This window comes from Bradyrhizobium sp. AZCC 2262, assembly GCF_036924535.1.
Taxonomy (GTDB): Bacteria; Pseudomonadota; Alphaproteobacteria; order Rhizobiales; family Xanthobacteraceae; genus Bradyrhizobium.
Genome location: NZ_JAZHRT010000001.1, coordinates 6,634,291 through 6,651,489, shown reverse-complemented (window position 1 = coordinate 6,651,489; position 17,199 = coordinate 6,634,291). Strand labels below are relative to the sequence as shown.

General features: G+C 61.9%; 17 protein-coding genes and 1 tRNA gene. 8 read left to right on the top strand and 10 right to left on the bottom strand.

Going from position 1 to position 17,199, the window contains the following annotated elements; genetic code table 11:
• Nucleotides 1-52: 52 nt before the first annotated feature.
• Nucleotides 53-1,273, bottom strand: a complete 1,221-nt coding sequence (locus V1283_RS31190; protein WP_334390462.1) for a tyrosine-type recombinase/integrase — start codon at nucleotides 1,271-1,273, stop codon at nucleotides 53-55.
• A gap of 665 nt (nucleotides 1,274-1,938) precedes the next feature.
• Between V1283_RS31190 and V1283_RS31185 the strand changes: the two genes are divergently transcribed.
• The 5 genes from V1283_RS31185 (at nucleotide 1,939) to V1283_RS31165 (ending at nucleotide 5,133) form a co-directional block, all read left to right on the top strand.
• The gene (locus tag V1283_RS31185) at nucleotides 1,939-2,217 is read left to right on the top strand and encodes a metal/formaldehyde-sensitive transcriptional repressor (RefSeq protein ID WP_334390461.1); all 279 of its coding nucleotides are present in this window, start codon (nucleotides 1,939-1,941) and stop codon (nucleotides 2,215-2,217) included.
• Between the two features lie 5 nt (nucleotides 2,218-2,222).
• The gene (locus tag V1283_RS31180) at nucleotides 2,223-3,284 is read left to right on the top strand and encodes a nickel/cobalt efflux transporter (RefSeq protein ID WP_334390460.1); all 1,062 of its coding nucleotides are present in this window, start codon (nucleotides 2,223-2,225) and stop codon (nucleotides 3,282-3,284) included.
• Between the two features lie 198 nt (nucleotides 3,285-3,482).
• Nucleotides 3,483-3,833 (top strand): hypothetical protein, encoded by a 351-nt coding sequence (locus V1283_RS31175; protein WP_334390459.1) that lies wholly within the window; start codon nucleotides 3,483-3,485, stop codon nucleotides 3,831-3,833.
• A 100-nt stretch (nucleotides 3,834-3,933) separates the two neighbouring features.
• Nucleotides 3,934-4,263: a hypothetical protein gene (locus V1283_RS31170; protein ID WP_334390458.1), complete on the top strand. Its 330-nt coding sequence runs from the start codon at nucleotides 3,934-3,936 to the stop codon at nucleotides 4,261-4,263.
• Nucleotides 4,264-4,452: 189 nt separating this feature from the next.
• A complete protein-coding gene (locus V1283_RS31165; protein WP_334390457.1) occupies nucleotides 4,453-5,133 on the top strand; it encodes a ParA family protein in 681 nt (226 codons plus the stop codon).
• 175 nt (nucleotides 5,134-5,308) lie between these two features.
• Here V1283_RS31165 and V1283_RS31160 read toward each other — a convergent pair whose 3' ends face one another.
• Nucleotides 5,309-5,443: a hypothetical protein gene (locus V1283_RS31160; protein ID WP_334390456.1), complete on the bottom strand. Its 135-nt coding sequence runs from the start codon at nucleotides 5,441-5,443 to the stop codon at nucleotides 5,309-5,311.
• Nucleotides 5,444-5,680: 237 nt separating this feature from the next.
• On the opposite strand from V1283_RS31160, the gene V1283_RS31155 reads away from it, so the two are divergent.
• On the top strand, nucleotides 5,681-5,821 hold the full coding sequence (locus V1283_RS31155) for a hypothetical protein (RefSeq protein ID WP_334390455.1): 141 nt from the start codon (nucleotides 5,681-5,683) through the stop codon (nucleotides 5,819-5,821).
• 75 nt (nucleotides 5,822-5,896) lie between these two features.
• Here the strand turns inward: V1283_RS31155 and dapA are convergent, their stop codons facing one another.
• From dapA to trxB, 3 genes are all read right to left on the bottom strand, one after another.
• Nucleotides 5,897-6,829, bottom strand: coding sequence for a 4-hydroxy-tetrahydrodipicolinate synthase (gene dapA, locus V1283_RS31150; protein ID WP_334390454.1), 933 nt, complete (start codon nucleotides 6,827-6,829; stop codon nucleotides 5,897-5,899).
• Nucleotides 6,830-7,422: 593 nt separating this feature from the next.
• Nucleotides 7,423-8,346: a LysR family transcriptional regulator gene (locus tag V1283_RS31145; protein ID WP_334390452.1), complete on the bottom strand. Its 924-nt coding sequence runs from the start codon at nucleotides 8,344-8,346 to the stop codon at nucleotides 7,423-7,425.
• A gap of 2 nt (nucleotides 8,347-8,348) precedes the next feature.
• A complete protein-coding gene (gene trxB, locus V1283_RS31140; protein WP_334390451.1) occupies nucleotides 8,349-9,314 on the bottom strand; it encodes a thioredoxin-disulfide reductase in 966 nt (321 codons plus the stop codon).
• A 281-nt stretch (nucleotides 9,315-9,595) separates the two neighbouring features.
• Here trxB and V1283_RS31135 point away from each other — a divergent pair, with 281 nt between their 5' ends.
• The gene (locus V1283_RS31135) at nucleotides 9,596-10,075 is read left to right on the top strand and encodes an Lrp/AsnC family transcriptional regulator (RefSeq protein ID WP_247783407.1); all 480 of its coding nucleotides are present in this window, start codon (nucleotides 9,596-9,598) and stop codon (nucleotides 10,073-10,075) included.
• Between the two features lie 128 nt (nucleotides 10,076-10,203).
• On the opposite strand, the gene V1283_RS31130 is transcribed toward V1283_RS31135, so the two are convergent.
• The 5 genes from V1283_RS31130 to V1283_RS31110 form a co-directional block, all read right to left on the bottom strand.
• A complete protein-coding gene (locus V1283_RS31130; protein ID WP_334390450.1) occupies nucleotides 10,204-10,620 on the bottom strand; it encodes a DoxX family protein in 417 nt (138 codons plus the stop codon).
• Nucleotides 10,621-11,091: 471 nt separating this feature from the next.
• Entirely contained in the window at nucleotides 11,092-11,565 is a 474-nt protein-coding gene (greA, locus tag V1283_RS31125; protein WP_334390449.1) for a transcription elongation factor GreA, read from the bottom strand.
• 218 nt (nucleotides 11,566-11,783) lie between these two features.
• Complete coding sequence (gene carB, locus V1283_RS31120; RefSeq protein ID WP_334390448.1) at nucleotides 11,784-15,248, bottom strand: carbamoyl-phosphate synthase large subunit; 3,465 nt, start codon at nucleotides 15,246-15,248, stop codon at nucleotides 11,784-11,786.
• Between the two features lie 305 nt (nucleotides 15,249-15,553).
• Nucleotides 15,554-15,629 (bottom strand) — tRNA-OTHER (locus V1283_RS31115).
• An 83-nt stretch (nucleotides 15,630-15,712) separates the two neighbouring features.
• Entirely contained in the window at nucleotides 15,713-16,417 is a 705-nt protein-coding gene (locus V1283_RS31110) for a class I SAM-dependent methyltransferase (RefSeq protein WP_334390447.1), read from the bottom strand.
• A 123-nt stretch (nucleotides 16,418-16,540) separates the two neighbouring features.
• Between V1283_RS31110 and V1283_RS31105 the strand changes: the two genes are divergently transcribed.
• Entirely contained in the window at nucleotides 16,541-17,074 is a 534-nt protein-coding gene (locus V1283_RS31105) for a Dps family protein (protein ID WP_334390446.1), read from the top strand.
• Nucleotides 17,075-17,199: the final 125 nt, after the last annotated feature.

The following is a 17,199-nucleotide window of genomic DNA, read 5'->3' as shown; positions in this document are numbered from 1 at the left end:
GAACTGACAGCCCCGTGGCGGACATCAATAAGAGAATGCCCGAAGCGCGCTCTCAGGCTGCCACCTCTCTGAGCCTTGGCGCTGGCAGGGTCGTAACGTGCTGTGCCCAGCGCTGAAGTGCCTCGCGCATCTCGGCGGAGTACCGGGCGCGGTTATAAACACCAGCAACGCCGGCCCGGTGGCCGCTGACGTGGTTAAGGATCGCCTCCACGATGTGGGGCAACACGCCAAGCCGGTCGGCCATCACCGTGGACGCCGATCTCCGAAGATCGTGGACTGTCCAATGGGGTAGGGGAGTACCCAGGGTTTCCGCAATCCGTGCATCAAGCGCCGCCTTCGACTTGGACCAGCCGGAGAAACCGCGATGGGTGTCACCGCCGCGGCGGGGCCCGTTACCAAAAAGGAAGTCCCGTCCGGTTTGGCGGTGCGGGAGTAGGGATAGGGCGACGGGAACCAATGGCAGCGAATGCTCGCGATGGTTCTTGGTCCGGGCGCTTGGCAGTGTCCAGAGCTCCGACAAGGCATCAAGTTCGGCCCACTGCATGCTGCCTACCTCATCACGGCGTTGGGCCGTGAGCAGCAGTAAACGCACAATGCGTCCATAATCGTCATCGCCACAGGCATGCCAGATGGTTGATAGCTCCGTCTCCGTGAGGACACGCTCGCGGCTTCCCGGCTGTACGGGTCGGTTAGTGCCGAGAACCGGGTTCGCGGCAATGTCGAGGCCCTCGCGTATTGCCCAGTTGAACATTGAAGACAGGGCGGTACGGGCGCGGGCGGCTGAGACCGCTCCATGAGCTGATGCGATGTCCGCGATACGAGCCGAAATACGGCGCCGGGTGATCTGGAAGACCGAGACCGAATGCAGGGGTTTCCAACTGACCAACAAGTAGCGTTCTATCTCCGAATAGGTCCGGGGCTTCAGCCTTTGTTTGGCGCTCCGAAGATATTGGTCGGCAATTGCTCGGAGGGTGTCGGCGGCTTGCAGTCGGGCTTTGCTTTTCTCGTCCGCCGGGTCTTTGCCGCTGGCAACCAGGCCCAAGAGCCGCTTGGCCTCCTTGCGCGCAAGCTCTGGCGTCCAAGGGGCGCCGTGAGGACCGATGGTGACAAAGCGCTGCCGGCCGAACACGCGGTACTTGAGGACGTAGGCCGCCTGGTCGCGTTGACGCCGAACACCAAAGCCCCGGACCGCTTCGCGGTGGTCTGCATCCCAGATAGTCTCGCCCGGTTTGAGCGCTTGTACTGCGCGGATTGTGATACTCGAAACAGCCATCGATCGCCTCTGTAGCTACCACGTAGCTACCACCATAACGCTAATTGCAGCGCAGGTAAGGCGGGGTCTGGCGGCCTTATTAGTTGATAATGTTACAGTTTTCGTATGAATGGCGGGAATGGCGTAGCACCGGCGGGGGCTCTTGCGGTGTCTGTGGAACAGGAGGTCGGTGGTTCGAGCCCACCCAACTGTACCACACCGAAAAAATCGCCCGCGGTTCCGCCATCTTACTGATAGAACTGACGCATTTGCCCGTAGAAATACAAAGGCGCTACAAATGGCGTTGCGGATGGTCGGTTTAAGTCAGGCTAAAAGCGGGGAGCGGTTTGCGCAAAAAGGTAATCCCGTCAGACGTGCGCGACGAGTACGAGCGGCTGTACGGCGTGCGCTGGGCAGCACAACTCAGGCTCTGTAGCGACACCGCGAAACACGAAGCAAAGAAGCAGCTCGCGGAGTGGTCGGCAGAGGTTGATCCATGAGCTTGAGCGCTGCGTGCGATGCAAGGACTGTTCGCAGATGCGACAAGCGGAGCCACTTGGTAGCCCTGGCGCAGCAAGATTTCCGCGAGTAACCCACCGTCAACGTGGTGGCCGGGAGAACGGTGATGGGAAGATTTGCCAATCAAGACCATTGACCTATATAGGGTACCCCCCTATATTAGGGTGATGTCGCATACCATTAAGAACAAGTCGAAGCTCGTAGGCCGGGTCCGACGCATCAAGGGACAACTGGAAGCGGTCGAGCGCGCCTTAGAGGCGGAGATTGGCTGTGCCGATGTTCTGATGTTGGTTGCTTCTGTGAGGGGGGCCATCGGTGGCCTCACCACCGAGCTGCTTGAGGATCACATCCGCCATCACGTTGTGGATCCCGCCCATGAAAAGGACCCCGAGAAGGCAAAGGGCGCCGCTGACTTGATCGACGTGGTTCGAACCTATCTGAAGTGAACGAAATGACAGACCTGTCCCACCTGCTCCAACAGAGCAGCGCGCACGCTTGGCTTTTTGTACCCAGTGCGATCCTGTTAGGTGCGTTGCACGGAATGGAGCCGGGCCATTCCAAGACCATGATGGCGGCATTCATGGTCGCCATCCGGGGTACGGTGCTGCAGGCTGTGATGCTTGGCTTATCGGCTACAATCTCTCACACTGCGATTGTCTGGGCAGTCGCGCTCGCCGGATTGCACTTCGGAAAGGAATGGTCCGGAGAGCGCAGCGAAGCCTACCTGCAATTGGCCTCGGCCGTTATCATTATTGGCATCGCCGCGTGGATGACTTGGCGCACGTGGCGCGAGCAACATTCGGAGGACGATCACCACCATCATGACGAGCCGCAGAGCGCTGCGGTCGCCGGGTATTCGCTCTTGCTCGAAATCTTCGAGGAAGGTGCGCCCCCACGCTGGCGCATTCAGAGTGAGGCGGGCGTCCTTCCGTCTGCACTCGATGTCTTCGTGACGACTATCCGTCCCGACGGCACCGAGCACTCATTCAGCTTTGTCAGCCACCAAGAGTATCTTGAAAGCAACGAGGAAATTCCTGAACCCCATGCGTTTAAAGCGCGCCTGATGGTGGGTAAGGACGCGGCAGAGTTGGTGTTCGAGGAGCACGACCACTCGCGCATGGACCTTGGAGAGGAGGACGACGCGCACGCACGTGCGCATGCGGCCGACATCCGCAAACGCTTCGCCGGGCGCACGGTCACGACGGCTCAGATAATTCTCTTCGGTCTCACGGGCGGACTGATACCTTGTCCTGCCGCGATCACAGTGTTGCTGCTCTGCATTCAATTAAAGCAGTTCAGCCTCGGCTTCGCGCTCGTGCTTTGTTTCGGTATCGGTCTCGCGATTACCATGGTGTCCGCCGGTGTGCTGGCCGCGCTTAGCATCCGTCACGTCGAGCGTCACTGGTCCGGCTTCACGCGTTTTGCCCATCGGGCGCCCTACGTGTCGGCAGCTCTGATCGTGTTCGTCGGCCTTTACACCGGCTGGATGGGTTGGCACGAAATCGCATCGTGACGGCGGGGTGGGCCGCCGCCTCGGGGAAATCGGCTCACCGAACCCAACAACAGCGAAATGATGCCTGTTGTTGGCCCTGATCGGACGTGCCGCGATCCGACCCCCGCGACACTTGTGCTGTGGCGCGCGGTCCACCCGTGCTTGCGAATCCTGATCCGTTCACCCACAATTCCGCCAAACTTTGGGCCGGGGGGATGGATGACGATTTTTCGAGCAGGGAATTTCGGGTTTGGATGGTTGCTGGCTACCGCACTCGCGCTTTCGATCTCGCCCGTCGCGGGTCAAACCTACACCCCCGAACAGGAGCAGGCCTGCACCGGCGACGCGTTCCGCCTCTGCAGCTCCGAGATTCCCGATGTCGGCCGCGTGACGGCCTGCATGGTCGCAAAAAAATCCCAGCTCTCGCCGCCCTGTCGCGCCCAGTTCAGGCCAGATCCCGAGCCCACCGAGGCTGCGGTCAGGCCGGCCGTGATCCGGCCGGCGGCACCGCGCAAGGCCGTGAGCGCCAAGGCGCGCAAGACCAAAAAGCCGGCGAAACGCGCGACCTGACGGCGCCACCGCCATTTCAAGATCCCCTCGCAATGCAAACGGACGTCTTGTTTGCGGCGTCTGCAGTGAACATCTCCCTAGGCCAAGAGGAGAGGGTTCATTGAGTCAGCACCAAAAAGAACTGGACCGGCATTTTGCCTGGTTCCAGAAGAAGCTGCCGCCCGGACCGGCGAGGTTCGTCGCGTGGCTGCGCAAGCCGTCGTCGATCTACGCCCGGATTCCGCTCGCGATACTGCTGATCGTTGGTGGCTTTCTCAGCTTCCTGCCGGTGCTGGGACTCTGGATGCTGCCGCTCGGACTCCTTTTGTTCGCGCAGGACGTGCCATGGCTGCAGAAGCCGATGGCGCAGGGGCTCGGATGGATCGAGCGCAAATGGCTTGAGCGTCAGCGCGTAAAACTCGAACGCGAGCGCGCCAAAAGCGCGCAATGAGTCGATCGAGGCACTCTGCAAGGCATTCAATCGATTCCGCTTTCGGTTGTGACCGTAATCACACGTGTGACTCAAAAACCAGCCTTGTTGGCAATTACGTGGCTTCATCGCGGCATCCAATAAATTTTTCTTTCGCGAATCAGCCCGCTGATTCATTTTCAGCTTCTGGGGTCAACTGGAGGCCAAGTTATGAACGTCATAGTTTTCGCTTCGCGTAAGGGGGGCTCGGGAAAGAGTACCCTGGCTGCTCACCTCGCTGCCCATGTTCACAAGGCAACGAAGCCCATCCTTCTGGTCGATGCCGACCCGCAGGGATCGCTTACGCTCTGGCACAAATTGCGCGGCACCAACGAACCGCCGATCAAGTCCGCGGTGAATTCCGTCAGCGGCATCGTCGCTGCCGCCAAGCGCGACGGCATCGAATGGGTGTTCATCGACACCCCGCCGAATCTCTCGGCCGTTGTTGACGACGCGATCCGCAACGCAACGATGGTGATCATTCCGGCGCGGCCGGGCGTGTTCGACGTCAACGCGGTGCAGGAAACGATTCAGACCTGCCGCGCGGCGCGCAAGCCCTACGCGGTCGTAGTCAACGGCGCACCCGCCGAACGCGACGGCGCCGAGAGCCGCATCGTCACCATCGCACGCGAAGCGCTAGCGAAATTCCGTGCGCCGGTGTGGAGCGGCCAGATCACCAACCGCGCCGATCTGATCATGGCGCTGAGCCAGGGCGAAGGCGCCCGCGAATATTATGCGGAAGGCCGGGCCGCGGCCGAGATCACCAGGCTGTGGGGCGCGATCGAACGTTCGATCAAGGCGATCCGCGGGTCGGCGTCGGCATCGGGCGCCATGCACAAGCAGGCGGCGTAACAACGCCGCTTTCTTTTCTGGATTGATTTTTTCTGGACTGACAAAGACGCGCGGCGTTCCGCGCGTTTTTCTTTTTGTGGGATCGGTCGTCATTCCGGGATGGTCCGAAGGACCAGACCCGGAATCTCGAGATTCCGGGTTCGATGCTTCGCATCGCCCCGGAATGACAGCTCCCTTACGCCACCATCAGCACGTAGAGCACGACGACCGGCGACAGCGTCAGGATCACCGACCAGATGCCGATGCCCCACAGAATGTCCTCGGTGCTAAAACCCTGTTCCCGAGGAATGGTGTTCTTTTCGAAATGCACGACGCGCCCCCGCGTTTTCCGTTGTTTGTGGAGTCATTGATACGCGATCAGTTTTAAAAACCCGGTTGCGATTTCGCTCGCACTTGACGGCAGGTGCTACCGCCGATTAACCACCGCGGTGTCCTGGTTAATGGCTGGTGAGTGCGAAGCCGCAACTTCGAGCGAAGGCCCGAGCGCGACATTAAAATTTTATCTGTAGCTGTTTCTCCTCAAGGAACATCAACGGGGGGAATCACAATGACCACGCACGACAGGAAATATCCGACCGGCGAACTCGCCCAGCGGGCGCATGACGTTCTGCTGGTGTCGTCGTTCGCCATCTGGGCGATGGTGCTCGGCTTCGCGCCGGTGCTGACCTATCGCCTGCTGGTCAGCTAAAGCGCGTTGCTTCCGCTCGCCATCCAGGGCGAGCGGGGCCGGCCATCTCTATTGGCGCCTCTCTTGGCGCGACGTTCAGGCCCGACGCAAGATCTGCGGCCTGCGCCGCTCGATTTCCTCGTCCAGCAACGCTGCGAGCTCCGCGCTCACCTCCACCATCGGCAGGCGCACTTCCGCGCTGTCGATCAGCCCGCTGCGCGTCAGCCAGTACTTTGCGGGCGCCGGGCTCGGTTCGGCGAACAGCAGCCGGGTCAGGCCGGAAATGGCCTTCCAGCACGCATGCGCGCCGGCGCGATCGCCCTGCTTCATGACTGTCCGCACCGAGGCGAAGGCGTCGGTCTCCAGATGCGCCGACAGCAGGATCGCCCCGTCGGCGCCGTCGGCGAGCGCTTCGTGATACAGCGCGTCCTCGCCGGTCAGCACACGAAAGTTGGACGGCCGTCTGCTTAAGAAGTCGATCGACTGCGCGCGGTCGGCGCCGCAATCCTTCATGCCGACGATGTTTGGATGCAGGGCGAGCTGCAGCAGCGTCTCGTTGGTGAGGCTGACGCCGGTCCGGTATGGGATGTTATAGAGCACGATCGGCCACGAGGCGTGGTCCGCGAGCGCGGTGAAATGCTGCACCAGGCCGCGCTGCGAGGGACGGATGTAATAGGGGCTCGCGATCAGATAGCCGTCGATCGGCCAGGTCGCCGTCTCATCCAGCGCATCCAGCATCTTCGCGGTAGAGGCACCCGACAGGCCCAACAGGATCGGCAGGTGGCGGCCGCTGGCAGATAGCTCGCTGCGCGTTACCGTCACCAGCCGCTCGAGCTCGTCCGCGCGGAGCGACATGCCTTCGCCCGACGTTGCCGCGAGAATGAAGCCGTCGACCGGGCCGGCCGTATAGTGCGTGACGAGCCGGCGTAACGATGCCTCGTCGAGTTCGCCGTCGCGAAACGGCGTGATGAGCGGCAGCCACAGGCCCTGCAAGCGGCCTCGAAGATCGTCAGTCGGTTGGTCAGTCATTGTTCCATCTCCTCATGGGGTGAGCCGGAGACGGGACCAATAAAAAACCCCGTCCAGACGGCGGGGCTTTTCGGGATCGCGGGTTGCGGCAGTCTAGCGCGCGCGTTGATCTCGGGTCCCCAAACGGGGACCTTTTTTCGACGACAAGGCTGCGCACGAACGCGTGATCATGTCCGGATGATGGTGGCAGAGGACCGCAAAGTCAATCCGCGCAGCACCATGGCCTGTCGATGAAAGAGACTCGGGCGCGAAAAAAAGCCGGGCCCAAGAGAGCCCGGCTTGAGGTATTGGCCACGTGAGGCCGACACAATCACCTTCCAAGAGGGATTACTGAACTGCCGCGCCACTGGAGGAGGGGGACATATGCGCGACGCGACCGATCAGCGTTCAAGCACTATGATCCTCATCAGTGCTGTGCGGCAACCGTCCGAGCCGCATGTCAGTCATGCGGTGAGCGGGCCCTTTATAAAATAGGCTAATCCGCAAAAGCGGGATGACGAAACGTCACCCGCGCCCAGCTTCATATGGAGCAAGATATTCTCGGAAAACGCTTTTCCCTCGGGACAAACGCGAAGCGTTTGCCTCGTGATCATCTAGGAGGGCCAGCGTTGCGCCTTGCTCACCACGAAATCGCGGAACACCTGCACGCGTGCGACCGTTTTCAACTCTTCGGGATAGACGAAGTAGGTGTCGATCGCGATCGAGTCGGTTTCGCCGAACAGCTGCACCAGGCGGTTGTTTTCCTCGACCAGGTAGTCGGGCAGGGAGGCGATGCCGAGCCCCTGCTGGCAGGCGCGGACCAGCCCCAGGATATTGTTCACCTTGAAATAGGCTTCGCGAGGACCCGAGCCGTTGCGACCGGCGTCGATCAGCCAGCTGCGGTTTTGCAAATGCGGCTGCACCTGCGAATCGCCGAGCATGATGATGCGGTGCGAGTCGAGGTCGTCGAGCGTCCGCGGCGTACCGAAGCGCTTGATGTATTCCGGCGAGCAATAGGCATGGAAGCCGATCGAGAACAGCTTTCGCTGGATCAGGTCCGGCTGGGTCGGCTTGCGGGTCCGGATCGCCACGTCAGCCTCGCGCATCGACAGATCGAGATCCTCGTCGGTAACGATCAGCGAGATCCGGATGTCCGGATAGAGCGCGGTGAACTCGTCGAGCCGCGGGATCAGCCAGTTGATGCCGAGCGCCGGCGGCGTGGTGATCTTGAGGTCGCCGCTCGGCCGCTCGCGGCTGTCGGTGAGCTTGGCGCGCGCTGCCTGCAACTGCATGAACACGTCATGCGCGGTGCGGAACAGCAGGTCGCCCTGTTCGGTGAGGATCAGCCCGCGCGCGTGGCGGTGGAACAGCGACACCGCGAGTTCCTGCTCCAGCGCGCTGACCTGCCGCGACACCGCCGATTGCGAAAGCCCAAGCTGCTCGCCGGCGTGGGTAAAGCTTCCCGCCTCTGCAGCCGCGTGAAAGACTTTCAGCTTGTCCCAATCCATGTCCGATGATCCGTCCCGTGTTCTAGGCATGATTATTCAGCCGCCGCGCGATCGCTCGCGCGCAAAGCCATGAAACGTTCGGCCTCGAGGGCCGCCATACAGCCGAGGCCCGCAGCCGTGACCGCCTGCCGCCAGGTTTCGTCCGCGACGTCGCCGGCGGCGAACAGGCCCGGAATTGAAGTGGCGGTCGAGTTCGGCGCCACCTCGACATAGCCGGAGGATTTCAGCTTGATCTGGCCTTTGACGAGGTCGGTTGCGGGCGCGTGGCCGATGGCGATGAAGACGCCGTCGGCCGGCACTTCGGTCGGTGTGCCGGTCTTGACGTTCTTCAGGCGGACATGGGTGACCTTGCCGGGGTTTTCGGTGCCGCAGATTTCGTCGATCGCGGAATCCCAGACCACCTTGATCTTGGGGTTCTTGAACAGGCGATCCTGCAGGATGCGCTCGGCGCGAAAATGGTCGCGGCGATGCACGATCGTTACCTGTGAGGCGAAGTTAGTGAGGAACAGCGCTTCCTCGACCGCGGTATTGCCGCCGCCGACCACGATCACTTCCTTGCCGCGGTAGAAGAAGCCGTCGCAGGTCGCGCAGGCCGAGACGCCAAAGCCCTTGAACTTTTCTTCGGAAGCAATCCCGAGCCAGCGCGCCTGCGCGCCGGTGGCGAGGATCACGGTTTCCGCCAGGTAAACGTCGCCGCTATCGCAGGTCAGCCGGAACGGCCGCTGCGCCAGTTCCAGCTTGTTGACGAAATCGGTGACGATCTTGGTGCCGACATGCGCCGCCTGCTTCTCCATCTGCTCCATCAGCCAGGGGCCCTGGATGACGTCGGCGAAGCCGGGATAGTTTTCCACGTCGGTGGTGATGGTGAGTTGTCCGCCGGGCTGGATGCCCTGGATCAATACGGGTTCGAGCATCGCGCGCGCCGCGTAGATCGCCGCGGTGTAACCGGCGGGGCCGGAACCGATAATGACGACCTTGGCATGGATAGGCGCGGGCATCGACGGATCCCTCTCTTATTCGGGGGTTTGTTTATGACTGAGCAGAAAGCGCCCGGGAGGAGGTCGCGATGGCGCTGAAAGTGTCAAATCCAAGTCTAGGATATCTGGGTAGCTATGCAAGATTTGCAATTCATCCCAGCGAATTTTCCCCGGAACTGAAGTAACAATCGCGAAATGCGGCGCTGCACGCGCAATAAAATTGCGCAAGCTGCGCCGCCTGCGCTAAGAGAGTTGCCAGTGGGCCTGCTCAAGCACGGCCAGAATTAGGGAACCCGACGCGCGTGTCGAAGAATCTTGACGAAATCGACCTCAAAATCCTTGCCGAAATCCAGGCCGACGGCCGAATCACCAATGTCGAACTGGCCAAACGCGTCGGCATTTCGCCGCCACCCTGCCTGCGCCGGGTCCGCACGCTGGAGGAAGAGGGCTACATCAAGGGCTACCGGGGCCTGCTGGATCCGCGCCGGCTCGGTTTCGACGTCACCGTGTTTGCCTCCGTCCATCTGTCGAGCCAGGCGGATGCGGATTTGCGTGCCTTCGAGGATTTTGTCCGCGCCGAACCGCTGGTGCGGGAATGCTGGATGCTGTCCGGCGAGGTGGATTTCATCCTCAAATGCGTCGCGCCCGACATGGCGACGTTTCAGGATTTCGTCACGCACCTGACCGCAGCACCCCACGTGCGCAACGTCCGGACGTCGCTGGTGCTGCACAATTCGAAATATGAAGCGGCCGTGCCGCTCGATGTGAAGGTGGCGGGCTAGCCGTCATTCCGGGGCGCGTCGAAGACGCGAACTCCGATGTGCTTTTGCACATCGGAGAATCTCGAGATTCCGGGTTCGATGCTTCGCATCGCCCCGGAATGACGTGGGTGAAGGGCGCTCGCCTTAGCTTACTTCTTCCGCATCTCGTCGACGCTGTACGGCCCGCCGCCTGCGGTCGCCAGGTAGAGACAGGCGAAGCAGAACAGGATCGCGGCGGTGCCGCCATTGAGCAGCGGCAGGAACACCGGATTGGCCGGATCCTTGAACATGTGTCCGAGGAAATAGGCGAAGGCCATCTCACCGGACAGGACGAACGCAACAATCCGCGTGCACACGCCGATCATCAGGAGTCCGCCAAGTACCAGTTCTAGTGTCCCGGCCGCACCAATAAGCGACATCAGTTCGACCTTGGCGAAATAGGGCAGTGCCGGAAACTTGAAGAGCTTGGCGATGCCGTACTGAAACAGCAGCAGCCCGGTGATGAAGCGAAACAGGCTCAGCGCCGTCGGTTGCCATTTCGCGAGCATGTTGTCGAATTGGTTCATATCGTCGTCCCCTGGTTTGGCACGCTAGAACTTAGCGTCACAACATTACACGGTGTTGGCCGATTGCGTGTGATGCCGGAACAACACCTCAGAAATTGAATCATTCCCTTCGCACGTCATCGCTTCGCGATTGCAGCGCAACAAGATGCCCGCTCGCGGAGCACCGGAGCCTGCCGCTCACCGCGCGCGCCTTGCGGCGAAAACGACAAGACTTGCCGCGGCGCCATTTAGTTATGTTTTATAAGCATTGTCCCGGGACCGCAGTATTATGGAATCCGCTGCAGCTCCACTCACAATCCTGTCAGCGCGGCATCGCTGCGCAGCCAACAAAAAAGCCGCGTCGAAACGCGGCTTTGCTGCAACGGTCACTCGCAGGTGACTACAGCATGATCCGGAAAAGTGGATACCGGTTTTCCGAAGAGATCATGCTCAAATCAGAGAGATAGAGCGGGATGCCGAGGTCATCGCGCTCTATCGCCACTCGACCTTGGTGATCTCGTAGGCCTTGGCGCCGCCGGGCGCCACGACTTCTACCGTCGAGCCCTTTTTCTTGCCGATCAGCGCACGGGCCAGCGGCGAGGTGATCGAGATACGGCCCTTCTTGGCGTCGGCTTCCACCTCGCCGACGAGCTGCCACACCGTCTTCTTTTCGGTGTCTTCGTCGATCAGCGTCACGGTCGCGCCGAACTTGACGGTGTCGCCCGAGAGCTTGCTGATATCGATAATGTCGGCGCGCGCGAGCTTGTCTTCGAGCTCGGCGATGCGACCTTCATTGTGCGACTGCTCTTCCTTGGCGGCGTGATATTCCGCGTTTTCCGAAAGGTCTCCGTGCGAGCGCGCCTCAGCGATATGCTCGATGATGCGCGGACGCTCCACCGACTGGCGCTGCTTCAACTCGACCTCCAGGGCGGCATAGCCGCTTGCGGTCATCGGTACCTTTTCCATCATCTCTTCCGTCCTTCCATCGTGCGAACCGCCCGGGGCGTTGCGCGCACGAGGCACTTTTTAGATTTCGATTCGGGCTTTCATGGCCCAATGCGAGCCCGCCAGCCTATTAATTTTCGGCTCGCTCAGGGGCCGATTCAACATCCAAACGGGCGGTGAGTTCCGGCCATACGGCTTTATTGCCAACCGTTTAGCGGGCATTTCAGCCCGTCTAACGATCAGTTTTCGGAAAAGTAACTCTGCAGCGTGCGGACCTCAAGGTCCCCGCCCAGATAGGCGCGGATGCCCTGGGCGGCCGCCACAGCTCCTGAAAGAGTGGTGTAATATGGCACTTTATGCAAGAGGGCAGCCCGCCGCAACGAACGGCTGTCGGCCAGCGCCTGCGGCCCCTCGGTGGTGTTGAAAACGAGCTGGATGTCGCCATTGGTGATGGCGTCGACGATATGCGGCCGTCCTTCCAGCACCTTGTTGACCTTCTCGGTCGGAATGCCGTTGTCGGTCAGGAAGCGCTGGGTGCCTGAGGTGCCCATCACCTTGAAGCCGAGCGAGTGCAGCAGCCGCACCGCTTCCGCGATACGGTTCTTGTCGATCTCGCGCACCGAGACGAATACGGTGCCCTTGCGCGGCACGCGGGTGCCGCCGCCGAGCTGGCTTTTGGCGAACGCCACCTCGAAGGAGCGGTCGATGCCCATGACCTCGCCGGTCGAGCGCATCTCCGGTCCGAGCACGGTGTCGACGCCGGGGAAACGCGCGAAGGGGAAGACCGACTCTTTCACGCCGACATGGCCGAGCTGCTTCTTCTTCAGCTTGAAATCGGCGAGCTTCTCGCCGGCCATGATCCGGGCCGCGATTTTCGCCACCGGCGTGCCGACCACCTTGGCGACGAACGGCACGGTCCGCGAGGCCCGCGGATTGACCTCGAGCACGTAGATATCGCCGTCCTTGATGGCATATTGCACGTTCATCAGCCCGACGACGTCCAGGCCGAGCGCGAGCTCGCGGGTTTGCCGCTCGAGCTCGTCGATCATCTTCGCATCCAGCGAATGCGGCGGCAGCGAGCAGGCGGAATCGCCGGAGTGAATGCCGGCTTCCTCGATATGCTCCATGATGCCGACGATGAAGGTGTCCTTGCCGTCGCACAGGCAGTCGACGTCGATCTCGGTGGCGTCGGACAGATAGCGGTCGAACAGCAGCGGGTTCTTGCCGAGCACGGTATTGATCTGCCCGGTCTTGTCGTTGGGATAGCGCGCCTTGACGTCGGCCGGCACCAGTTCGGGCAGGGTGCCGAGCAGGTAATCGTCGAGCTGGGTCTCCTCGCGGATGATCTGCATCGCGCGGCCGCCCAGTACGTAGGACGGGCGCACCACCAGCGGCAGGCCGAGATCGGCCGTCACCAGCCGCGCCTGCTCGACCGAATAGGCGATGCCGTTCTTCGGCTGTTTCAGCCGTAGCTTGTCGAGCACGCGCTTGAAGCGGTCGCGATCCTCGGCGAGGTCGATGGCGTCGGGCGAGGTGCCGAGGATCGGCACGTCGGCGGCTTCCAGCGCGCGCGCCAGCTTGAGCGGGGTCTGGCCGCCGAACTGCACGATCACGCCGTGCAACGTGCCGTTCTGCCGTTCGGTGGCGATGATCTCCAGCACGTCCTCGGCGGTGAGCGGCTCGAAATAGAGGCGATCGGCGGTGTCGTAGTCGGTCGACACCGTCTCCGGGTTGCAGTTGACCATGATGGACTCATAGCCGGCGTCGTGCAGTGCGAAGCAGGCATGGCAGCAGCAATAGTCGAATTCGATACCCTGGCCGATCCGGTTCGGGCCGCCGCCGAGAATGATGACCTTCTTCTTGTCGGACGGCGCGCTTTCGTCGGCCGATGTCCCTGCGAATGGCGCTTCATAGGTCGAATACATGTAGGCCGTGGGCGAAGCGAATTCTGCCGCGCAGGTGTCGATGCGCTTGAACACCGGACGAACCCCGAGCACGTGACGACCGGCCGTGACCTCGGCTTCCGTCGTGTCCGCCAGCACCGCAAGCCGCGCGTCGGAAAAGCCCATCGCCTTCAGCGTCCGCATGCCGAAGGCGTTCGGGGGCAGGCCGTTTTTTCTGACCTTGTTTTCCATCTCGACGATGCCGCGCATCTCGCTGAGGAACCAGGGATCGATCTTGCAGGAATTGAAGATCTCCTCGTTCGACCAGCCGAGCCGCATGGCCTGCGCCACCTGCAGGATGCGGTTCGGCGTCGGCGTGCCCAATGCTGCGCGGATCGCGTTCTTGTCGTCGCCGCGCCCTAACCCCTCGATCTCGATCTCGTCGAGCCCGGTCAGGCCGGTCTCGAGCCCGCGCAACGCCTTCTGCAGGCTCTCCTGGAAGGTGCGGCCGATCGCCATCACTTCGCCGACCGACTTCATCGAGGTCGTCAGCGTGGTGGAGGCGCCGGGGAATTTCTCGAACGCAAAGCGCGGAACCTTGGTCACGACATAATCAATCGTCGGCTCGAACGAGGCGGGCGTCGCGCCGCCGGTGATGTCGTTGGCGATTTCATCGAGCGTGTAGCCGACTGCAAGCTTGGCGGCGACCTTGGCGATCGGAAAGCCGGTGGCTTTCGACGCGAGCGCCGACGAGCGCGACACGCGCGGGTTCATCTCGATCACCACCATGCGGCCGTCGTCGGGGTTGACGCCGAACTGCACGTTGGATCCGCCGGTCTCCACTCCGATCTCGCGCAGCACCGCCAGCGAGGCGTCGCGCATGATCTGGTATTCCTTGTCGGTCAGCGTCAGCGCCGGCGCCACCGTGATGGAATCGCCGGTGTGCACGCCCATCGGATCGAGGTTCTCGATCGAGCAGACGATGATGCAATTGTCCTTCTTGTCGCGCACCACCTCCATCTCGAACTCTTTCCAGCCGAGCACGGATTCCTCGATCAGCACTTCGTTGGTCGGGGAGGCGTCGAGGCCGCGTTCGATGATGTCGAGGAACTCTTCCTTGTTGTAGGCGATGCCGCCGCCGGTGCCGCCCATGGTGAAGGAGGGGCGGATGATCGCGGGCAGCCCGATTTCGGACAGCGCCATCAGCGCCTGGCCGAGCGCGTGCTCCTGGTAGCGCTTGCGGCGCTCGCTTTCGCCGAGCGTCCATTGCCGTTCGAGTTCGTCCAGCGCGGCGCCCGACAGTTTTTCGCGATCGGCCTGGTGTTTGTCGCGGTAGGACTTCTTCAGCGCCGAGGCATTGGCGAGCCGCGATTTCGGCGTCTCAAGCCCGATCTTGGTCATGGCCTCGCGAAACAACTGGCGGTCTTCGGCCTTGTCGATGGCATCCGCGGTGGCGCCGATCATCTCGACGTCGAATTTGTCGAGCGTGCCCTGCCGGCGCAGCGACAGCGCGCAGTTCAGCGCGGTCTGGCCGCCCATGGTTGGCAACAGCGCAAAGCCGCCCGGGATGACATGGCGTTCCTTCTCGATGATCTTGGCGACGATTTCGGGGGTGATCGGCTCGATATAGGTGGCATCCGCCAGTTCCGGATCGGTCATGATGGTGGCCGGATTGGAATTGACGAGGACGATGCGGTAGCCCTCTTCCTTCAGCGTCTTCACCGCCTGGGTGCCGGAATAGTCGAATTCGCAGGCCTGGCCGATCACGATGGGACCGGCGCCGATGATCAGGATGGTGGAGATATCTGTTCTTTTGGGCATCAGCTCTCAGACTGGATTTTAGGCACAAAAAAAGGGCGCGCATGCTGCGCGTCCCCTAAGCCAAGAGCGCGGGTCACCCTCGCGCGCGGGTGGTCTTTAGACCAGATTCCGTACCCGCGAAACCCCCAAAAACGGGCCATCAACGGGGATTTTAGGGGATTTGGCGCCTCGGTCCGCCTTCGCTCTGCGAGCTCCCGCCTTCGCTCTCCGAGCTGCGGCGAGGCAAGCCTGCGCCTTGTACAGGCGAACTTTGGGTGGGGGCACAGCTGGCTTGCCTAGCCGAAGCTGGCGGAGCCAGCGAAGGCTGGAGGCCCGGCCTGGATTTGAACCAGGATAAAGAGCATTGCACTGCTCCCGCGTCGTCGCTTCCGCCACCGGGCCGCAGTCATCATCGCCGATCACGGCGCGGTGAACCATACCTTACCGCGCTTTAGGGTTAACAACCTTAAGGCGCGCGGCAGGACTCAACTGAGCTTTAGAGCGTGCCGGGCCACGAAGGTCATCCGCCAGGGGTTGTGGCCGATGTTCTGATGCGCGCGCGAGGTGGAGAAGCCGGCCCGGGCGAGCTTCTCGATCATCTCATTCTCGCTGTAGCGCTGCAGCCCGACGCGGGTGCGCAGTTGCCGGTAGTCCGACAGCGCCGTGCTGGCGAGGCCGTAAAGCGCGTCCTTCAGGAAGCCGTGCGAGCGGGCGAATTTCAAGAGCGCCAGCACGTCCCTGGCCATGCCGACTTCCGGGCGCAGGATGTCGCCCAAAACCAGGCGCCCGGCCGGCTTCAACAGCCGGCGGACGACGGCAAAAGCCGAATCCAGTTCGTTCGGCGTCATGTATTGCGCGACCGAATTCATGACGACGAGATCGATCGAGCTTTCCGCCATGCGCGTGAGATCTTCGAGCGAGCGGACGCGGATCCTGGTGTTCGGCGCAAAGCGCGCGATTAGCCGACCGCGGACACCAGGGGCGGGCTCGGCCAGATAGAGCTGGGCACAGGCGTCGGCTACCCTGGCGGCCGACAGCGCCTCGCCGCAGGCATAGTCCAGCACGACGGAGTCGGGCGAGGAGATGTAGCCGACGATGTCGCGCGCGATGATCTGGAAATGCAGGTCGCGATGCAGCTTGCTCGCATAAATCGTATGCGTGGAATCGTAATAGTCGATCCATTCATCCATCGCGCGCGCCCGGAAAAACAGCGGGTTCCGGTGCCGGAACCAGCCTGAAAGTGATGCGTTAGGTCGTCCGACGGCCAATGTCCACCCGCCGCCGCAGTCCGGTTCCTAACAGGAAGGTGCAACGTGAGCAAAACCAGCAACAAATCCGACAAGGTATCCCCCGAACTTGATACGCCGACCGACCTGCCGCAGGCCGCGGTGGACAAGATCTCCGCGTCGCTCAACACGCTGCTGGCGGATGCCTTCGCGCTCTACCTGAAGACCAAGAACTTCCACTGGCATGTCAGCGGCCGCCATTTCAACGATTATCACCTGATGCTGGACCAGCAGTCGGAAGCCATTTTCGCCACCACCGACCAGCTCGCCGAACGGGTACGCAAGCTCGGCGGCACCACGCTGCGCTCGATCGGGCAGATCGCCAAGCATCAGACCATCCAGGATAACAACGACGAATACGTGCCGCCGCGCGAAATGCTGCGCGAACTGATGGAAGACAACAAGAAAATGGCGGCGGCGATGCGCAAAGCCCACAAGCTTTGCGACGATCATGAGGATTCCGGCAGCGCAAGCCTGCTCGAAGTCTTCATCGACGAGACCGAGCGCCGCACCTGGTTCCTGTTCGAGGCCAGCCGTCAGGAAGGCGCCAACGCGGCGTGAGCGCGGTTGCCGCTTGAGCAGGCGCGCAGGGCCGGCCTTGCCATCGCTGCGGCCTGCGGCGGCTGCCTGCAGGACATTCACGTCGCGTCCAGGCCGGTTTTGCGGTAGGCTGCGCTGCGGCTTCG